Here is a 7,512-nt window from a genome sequence, read left to right on the forward strand (position 1 = left end):
CGAGGACTCGATGCCCAGCACCGCGCCCTTCTCGCCGACGCGCTCGGCGAGGGCGCCCGCGAAGAGGCCCACGCCGCAGTAGAGGTCGAGGGCCATGTCGCCCTTGCGCGGCATGAGGCCCTGCATGACCGCCTGGACCAGGAGGTCCGCGGCCTGGGGGTGGACCTGCCAGAAGCCGCCCTCGGAGACGCGCCAGGTGCGGTCCGCGGCGCGTTCGCGGACGAAGGGGCGGCCGTGGACGCGGTGGACGGCCTTGTCCTTCTCGCCGATGCGCAGGACGGAGACCGGCTTGTCGAGCTCGACGATGGGGAGGCGGCCGCCGGGGCGCGGGGTGAGGACGACCTGGCGGTCGCCGGAGCCGGTGGCGGCGATGGCCTCGACCGAGGCGATCTGCGGCCACTCGCGCTTCTCGACGCCGAGCTCGTCCACGGCGGGGGCGGCGATCAGGCAGTGGTCGATGCGCTGGACCTCGTGCGAGCGGTGCTTGCGGAGGCCGGCGTGGCCCTCGGCGTCGATCGCGTACTGGACGCGGGTACGCCAGGCCGGGACCTGGCCTGCCGGGAGCTTGTCGCCCTCGGCCGGCATCACCGTGCCGTCCCAGCCGGCCTCTTCGGGGGTGAGGCCCGCGAGGCGCATCAGCTGCTCGGCGATCACCTCGCCCTTGAGACGGCGCTGGGCGCCCGGCTTGGCGTGCTGCCAGTCGCAGCCGCCGCACTTGCCGGGGCCGGCGAAGGGGCAGGGGGCCTCGATGCGGTCCTTGGACGCCGAAAGAATCGTCACCGCGTCGGCGCGCAGGAAGCGGGAGGTCTCCTCGCCCTCGGTGACGCGGGCGATGACGCGCTCGCCGGGGAGGGCGTGGCGGACGAAGAGGACGCGGCCGGCTTCGGTGCGGGCCACGCAGTGGCCGCCGTGGGCCACCGGGCCGACCTCGACCTCGTACTCCTGGCCAACCAGTGATGCGTCGGTCTCGTGCTGCATGACGGGTCGGCTCCGTAGGAAGTAGGAAGGGCGGTGGGGACGACCGTTCAGTCTACGTCCCGCACCGCCCCGCCTGTGACAGCGCTATCGCCGGGTCACTTCTTGGTGGCCGCCTTCTCCTTCTCCGGGGACGCGGCCGGGCCGCGCCGTACGGAGCCGGGAGCGTTCCACTCGGCGCGCTTGCGGGCGCGGCGGCGGGCCACCTCGGAGGAGTCGAGCTGCCAGGGCACGGACGTCACCATGACGCCGGGCGTGAAGAGCAGGCGGCCCTTGAGCCGCAGGGCGCTCTGGTTGTGGAGCAGGTGCTCGTACCAGTGGCCCACGACGTACTCGGGGATGAAGACGCTGACCGCGTCGCGCGGGCTCTCCTTGCGCAGGCCCTTGACGTAGTCGATGACCGGGCGGGTGATCTCGCGGTAGGGCGAGTCGAGGATCTTCAGCGGTACGTCTATGCCGCGCCGCTGCCACTCCTCGCGCAGGGCCTTGGTCTCGGCCGGGTCGACGCTGATGCTCACGGCCTCCAGGGTGTCCGAGCGCATGAGCTTGGCGTAGGCGAGGGCCCGCAGGGTCGGCCGGTGGACCTTGGAGACCAGGACGATGGAGTGCACCCGGGAGGGGCGCACGGTGTCGTCGCCGGGCTCGTCGGGGGCGGCGATCTCCTCGGCGACCCGGTCGTAGTGGCGCCGGATGGCGGTCATGGTGGCGTAGAAGATCACCATGCCGAGGAGGGCGACCCAGGCGCCGTGCGTGAACTTGGTCAGCAGCACGACGACGAGGACCAGGCCGGTGAGGAAGGCGCCGAACGCGTTGATCGCGCGGGAGCGGATCATGTGGCGGCGCTTGGCCGGGTCGGTCTCGGTGCGCAGGTGCCGGTTCCAGTGCCGGACCATGCCGGTCTGGCTGAGGGTGAAGGAGACGAAGACGCCCACGATGTAGAGCTGGATCAGCTTCGTGGAGTCGGCGCCGTAGATGTAGGTGAGGACCGCGGCCGCGCCGGCCAGCAGCACGATGCCGTTGGAGAAGGCGAGGCGGTCGCCGCGGGTGTGCAGCTGGCGCGGCAGGTAGCGGTCCTGGGCGAGGATCGAGCCCAGCAGCGGGAAGCCGTTGTACGCCGTGTTGGCGGCCAGGAACAGCACGAGCGCGGTGGCGGCGGCCAGCACGATGAAGAGGAACGAGCCGTTGCCGAAGACGGCCTCGGCGACCTGCGAGATGACCGGGTTCTGGGTGTATCCGGAGCCCAGCGGCGCGCCGTCCTTGAGCAGGTCGGTGGCCGGGTTCTCGGCCATGCGCACGTGGGTGGCCATGGCCAGGCCGATGATGCCGCAGAACATGGTGACGGCCAGGCCGCCCATGAGGGCGAGTGTGGTGGCCGCGTTCTTGCTCTTGGGCTTGCGGAAGGCGGGGACGCCGTTGCTGATCGCCTCCACGCCGGTGAGGGCGGCGCAGCCGGAGGAGAAGGCGCGCAGGAGGAGGAAGACGAGCGCGAAGCCGGCGAGGCCGGTGTGCTCGGCGTTGATCGTGTAGTCGGCGGTGGGCGCCTTCATGGTGTCGCCCGCGACCAGCCCTCGGTAGGCGCCCCAGAGGATCATGAGGAAGACGCCGCCGACGAACACGTACGTCGGGATCGCGAAGAGCTTGCCGGACTCCTTGACGCCGCGGAGGTTCATCAGGGTCAGCAGGACGATGACCGCGATGGCGCAGGCCGTCTTGTGCTCGACGACGAAGGGGATGGCCGAGCCGAGGTTCTCGATGCCGGAGGCGATGGAGACGGCGACGGTCAGCACGTAGTCGACGAGGAGGGCGCTGGCGACGGTGAGACCGGCCTTGGGGCCCAGGTTGGTGGTCGCGACCTCGTAGTCGCCACCGCCGCTCGGGTAGGCGTGCACGTTCTGGCGGTACGAGGCGACCACGGTGAACATCAGCACGACGACCGCGACGGCGATCCACGGGCTGAAGTGGTAGGCCGACACACCTGCCACGGACAGGACGAGCAGCACCTCACCCGGCGCGTACGCCACGGAAGAGAGGGGGTCGGAGGCGAAGACGGGGAGCGCGATGCGCTTGGGGAGGAGCGTTTCTCCCAGCTTGTCGCTACGCAGCGCCCGGCCGATGAGAATGCGTTTCGGCAGGTCGGTCAGTTTGGACACAACAGAGGATCGTAAGCGTTGCCCAGGACTGCCGCCCACCCGACTGCCTGTCCGGTGGGGTTCCGGTGGGTCGTGGCGGGGTGGGCGGCGGGGGCTGGGGGCGTGGGCGGCGGGGGCTGGGGGCGTGGGCGGCGGGGGCGCGGGGGCCGTCAGGGGCGCAGGATCACGGGCAGGCGGCGGTGGCCGTTGGAGATGAAGGAGTCGACCTGTTCGAGCTCGGACGGGTCCACTGCCAGGGACATCTCCGGGAAGCGGGCGAAGAGGGCGGGCAGGGCGACGGCGGCTTCGAGGCGGGCGAGGGGCGCGCCGAGGCAGAAGTGGACGCCGTGGCCGAAGGAGAGGTGGTCCTTGGTGGCGCGTCTCACATCGAAGCGGTCCGCGTCGTCGCCGTGGACCCCGGGGTCGCGGCCGGCGGCGGCGTAGCCGGCGACGATCGCGTCGCCCTTGCGCAGCACCACTCCGCCGTCCAGCTCGATGTCCTCGACGGCGTAGCGCAGGGGCAGGCTGGCGACGGGGGCCTCGGCGCGCAGTGTCTCCTCGATCACGTCGTCCCAGCCGGCCTTGCCGTCACGGACGAGGGCGAGCTGCTCGGGGTGGGTGAGCAGGGCGGTGATCGCGTTGTCGAGGAGGTTGACGGTGGTCTCGTGGCCGGCGCCGATCATCAGCAGCAGGGTGTCGACGAGCTCCTGCTCGCTGAGCGAGCCGTTGTCCTCGTCGGTGGCGGAGATCAGGACGCTGGTCATGTCGTCGCCGGGCTTCTCGCGCTTGGCGGCGACGATGCCGCCGAGCAGCCGGTAGAGCTCGGCGTAGGTGGCGGTGACCTCGTCCGGGTCGGCGGAGGTGTGGAAGACGGAGTCGACGCAGCGGCGCAGGCCCTCGCGGGTGGGTTCGTCGTCGAGGCCGAAGAGCTCGCAGATCACCTGGATGGGGATCGAGTAGGCGTATTCCTCGCGCAGGTCGACGGGCTCACCGGGGGCGGTGGCGGCGAGGCCGTCGAGGAGCTCGGCGGTCATCTCCTCGATGCGCGGGCGCAGCGCGGCGGTGCGGCGGGCGGTGAAGGCCTTGGCGACGAGGGTGCGCAGCCGCTTGTGGTCGCTGCCGTAGGCGGTGAACATGTTGTGCACCGCGACCCAGGTGTACAGGGGCCATTCCGGCGAGATCTCGCCGTTGATCCAGGCCGGCCAGTGCCGGCGCGGGTCCTTGGAGACGCGCGGGTCGGTGAGCAGCCGCTTGAGCAGCGCCTGCTCGGTCACCGCCCATGCCACCACGCCGCCAGGGAGCTCGACCGGGGTCGCCGGCCCGTGGGCGCGGATGCGGGCTGCCTCGCCGTGGATGTCACGGCCGGAGGGGTCGATCGTGACGGGGTGGACTGGGCATTCCATGGGCTGTCTCCCAGGGTCGTGGCGGGGGGCTCGGTGGCCCGGAGGCCGGGTGCGGGGGCGTACGGGTGGCTGTGCGCGCCGTCCGCCGCCGGGTCCGTTCCAGCGGCGGTGCGGGCCGGGGCGGGGGCGGGCGGGAAGCGGACGGGCAGTGCGGTGAGGGCGCGGTGGAAGGGGCCGGGGCGCCACACCAGTCGTTCGGCGGGGACCGCGAGCTCCAGGTCGGGCACCCGGTCCAGGAGCCGTTCGACGGCGGCGGACGCGATGAGCCGGGCCGGGTTCTTGGCCGGGCAGTGGTGCGGGCCCGCGCCCCAGGCGAGGTGGGCGCGGTTGCCGATGCGCTGGTCGGAGACCAGGGCGGGGTCGGTGTTGGCGGCGGCGAAGCTGACCACGACGGGCTCGCCCTCGCGCAGCCGTACGCCGCCGTAGTCGAGGTCCTGGACGGGGTAGTGGGCCGCGTAGTTGGCGATCGGCGGGTCGAGCCAGAGGACTTCGTCGAGGGCGTCGTCGACGGGCAGGCTGCCGCCGGCCAGGTCGCCGGCGAACCGGTCGTCGGAGAGCAGCAGCCGGAGCGCGTTCGCGATCAGGTTCTGCTGGGGTTCGGTGCCGGCGCCGATGAGGACGACGAGCTGGTGGAGCAGTTCCTCGTCGGTCAGCTGGACGGGGTGGGCCATCAGCCAGGAGGTCATGTCCGCGCCGGGCCGGCGGTGCTTGAGGGCGATCAGTTCGAGGAGCGTGCTGGTGATGAGGGCGTCGGCGCGCTCGGCGTCGACGCCGTCGAAGATGCCGGAGAAGCCCTCCACGAGCCGGTCGCCGAGCTCGGGCGGGCAGCCGAAGAGCTGCTGGAAGACCAGCAGTGGCAGCACCTTGGCGTACGAGCCGAGGAGATCGGCCTCGCCGAGGGTGACGAAGCGGTCGATCAGGGTGTCGGCGCTGCGTTCGACGTAACCGCGCAGGGCGTTGGGGTCGATGCGGGAGAGGCTGTCGTCGACCGCCTGCCGGTAGCGGCCGTGGTCCTCGCCGTCGGAGAACAGGCAGTTGGGCCGGTAGGCCATCATCGGCACGACGGGGTTGTCCGGGGCGATCCGGCCGTCCGCCAGGGCCCGCCAGCGGCGGGGGTCCTTGGCGAACACGGCGGGGGTGCGGAGGACGTCGAGCGCCGCCCGGTAGTCGACGGCCAGGGTGGCGTGCACGCCGGGCGCCAGCTCCACGGGGGCGACCGGGCCGTTCGCGCGCAGCCGCCGGTAGACCGCGTGCGGGTCGGCGGCGAAGTCCGGCCCGTACAGGGGCGTCGCGAAGGACGCGGGGGACACGGGGGACACGGTGGACACGGTGGCCGTGGGTCCGGCGGGTGGGGCGTGGTGCGCGGGGCAGCCCGGTGGCGGCGTGGGGCCGGCGTCGGGGCGGTGGGTCACACGAGCTCCTGGGCGTACGGGCCGGCGGGACCCGCGGTACGGGTCTGGAGGTACTCGACGAGGGTGATCAGCGCGCGCGTGGAGGAGATCCGGTCGCGGGCGTCACAGGTGATCAGCGGGGTCTCGGGGAGGAGGTCGAGCGCCTCGCGGATCTCCTCGTCGGGGTGGACGGGCGCGCCGTCGAAGTGGTTGACGGCGACGGCGTACGGCAGTCCGTGCTCCTCCAGCAGTCCCATGACGTCGAAGGACTGCTCCAGGCGCCGGGTGTCGGCGAGGACGAGCGCGCCGAGCGCGCCCTCCGTCATGTCCTGCCACAGCCGGGTGAAGCGCTGCTGGCCGGGCGCGCCGAAGAGGTACAGCACGAGGCTGTCGCTCAGCGTGAGCCGCCCGAAGTCCATGGCGACCGTGGTCGTGGTCTTGCCGTCGATGCCGGCCAGGTCGTCGACGTAGGCGCCGGCCTGCGTCATGGTCTCCTCGGTGCGCAGCGGCCGGATCTCCGACAGCGAACCGACGAAGGTGGTCTTGCCGACCGCGAAGTGGCCCACGACGAGGAGCTTCACCGCGGTCCGCACGGTGCGCGGCAGATAGACGGCCGGGTCGCGGGAGCCGGCCGTCTCAGAGGCGAGCGCGAAGTCCATCGAGCACCTCCTGAAGAATCTCGGCCTCGGGCAGCTGCGCCGAGGGAATGGGGGCCCTGGTGCTGAGGTGGCCGCTGTCGACGAGATCGCCGAGCAGCACCTTGGTGACGCTGACGGGCAGCATCAGGTGGCCGGCGATCTCGGCGACGGACAGGGCACCGCCGAGGCAGAGTTCCATGAGCCTGCGTTTTTCGGGACTGAGACCGCCGAGGGGGCGGTCGCCGTGCGCCATGACCAGGGTGACCAGGTCGAAGGTGTTGCGGGTGGGGTGCGAGCGGCCGTCGGTGACGACGTACGGACGTACCAGGCCCCGGTCGTGCCTCGGCGCCGGCGGGGTCATGCCGGGGTGCCCGGGCCCTGCCAGGAGGTCTGCCGCGGCGGGCTGACGAGCTCCTTGCCGAGCCGGTCGACGGTCTTCTGCATGCGGTAGGTGACGGCCTCCATGTCGACGTGCTCGGTGGCCGAGACGGCGAGGTACGCGCCGGGGCCGGCCGCGATCAGGAAGACGTAGCCGTGCGCGAACTCGACGAGCGTCTGCCGCCAGGGGGTCTCGTGGTGCGTGGGGTGCGTGCAGAAGTCGGCGGTCGAGCGGCTGATCGACTGCAGTCCGGAGAGCGCGGCCGCCTGGCGCTCGGCTTCGTCGCGGTCGATGCCCCGCGAGTGCCCGCGCAGCATCCCGTCGGCGGAAAGCAGGATCGCGTGCCGGGCCTCGGGGATCTTCACGACCTCGTCGAGCATCCAGCCGAGCTCTTTGTTCAGGTGGTCGTTCACGGGTGGGGGTTCCCTTCGTCTTCAGCGGGGACAGGTCGGGGCCGGGTGGGCGGGACGCCGCCCTGGGCGGCGCGGCCGGAGCGCGTGCCGCGCGCGAACGCGCCCATGCGGCGGGCCGTCTCCTCGGCGGAGCGCTCCGCGGGCAGCTCGGTGGGCGGCGGCGGCACGGCGCGCCGGCCGGCGG

Annotated in this window: 7 protein-coding genes and 1 pseudogene; all 8 read right to left on the reverse strand. The window is 72.4% G+C overall.

What is annotated here, in order from left to right; all coding sequences use genetic code 11:
- Nucleotides 1-978: TRAM domain-containing protein (locus AB0K09_RS26510; protein ID WP_366067909.1), on the reverse strand; the 978-nt coding region annotated here is incomplete at its 3' end.
- A gap of 95 nt (nt 979-1,073) precedes the next feature.
- Nucleotides 1,074-3,125, reverse strand: a complete 2,052-nt coding sequence (locus AB0K09_RS26515; RefSeq protein WP_366067910.1) for an APC family permease — start codon at nt 3,123-3,125, stop codon at nt 1,074-1,076.
- Between the two features lie 149 nt (nt 3,126-3,274).
- The gene (locus AB0K09_RS26520) at nt 3,275-4,393 is read right to left on the reverse strand and encodes a cytochrome P450 (protein ID WP_366067911.1); all 1,119 of its coding nucleotides are present in this window, start codon (nt 4,391-4,393) and stop codon (nt 3,275-3,277) included.
- Nucleotides 4,375-5,826, reverse strand: coding sequence for a cytochrome P450 (locus AB0K09_RS26525; RefSeq protein WP_366067912.1), 1,452 nt, complete (start codon nt 5,824-5,826; stop codon nt 4,375-4,377). The genes AB0K09_RS26520 and AB0K09_RS26525 overlap by 19 nt, the downstream gene beginning before the upstream one ends.
- Nucleotides 5,827-5,915: 89 nt before the next feature.
- Nucleotides 5,916-6,557, reverse strand: coding sequence for an ATP/GTP-binding protein (locus AB0K09_RS26530; RefSeq protein WP_366067913.1), 642 nt, complete (start codon nt 6,555-6,557; stop codon nt 5,916-5,918).
- Nucleotides 6,535-6,897, reverse strand: coding sequence for a DUF742 domain-containing protein (locus tag AB0K09_RS26535; protein WP_366067914.1), 363 nt, complete (start codon nt 6,895-6,897; stop codon nt 6,535-6,537). Before AB0K09_RS26535 ends, AB0K09_RS26530 begins: the two co-directional genes overlap by 23 nt.
- Nucleotides 6,894-7,328, reverse strand: coding sequence for a roadblock/LC7 domain-containing protein (locus AB0K09_RS26540; protein WP_366067915.1), 435 nt, complete (start codon nt 7,326-7,328; stop codon nt 6,894-6,896). The genes AB0K09_RS26535 and AB0K09_RS26540 overlap by 4 nt, the downstream gene beginning before the upstream one ends.
- Nucleotides 7,325-7,512 (reverse strand): annotated as a pseudogene (locus tag AB0K09_RS26545) (ATP-binding protein); the annotation flags it as partial. The gene AB0K09_RS26540 and the pseudogene AB0K09_RS26545, both read right to left, overlap by 4 nt.

Origin of the sequence: Streptomyces sp. NPDC049577 (genome assembly GCF_040675635.1) — a bacterium.
Taxonomy (GTDB): Bacteria; Actinomycetota; Actinomycetes; order Streptomycetales; family Streptomycetaceae; genus Streptomyces.

What these genes read in the sequence shown, in the direction of transcription:
- AB0K09_RS26530 (WP_366067913.1), bottom strand. Translation starts at nt 6,557, where the DNA reads ATGGACTTCGCGCTCGCCTCTGAGACGGCCGGCTCCCGCGACCCGGCC.
- AB0K09_RS26535 (WP_366067914.1), bottom strand. Translation starts at nt 6,897, where the DNA reads ATGACCCCGCCGGCGCCGAGGCACGACCGGGGCCTGGTACGTCCGTAC.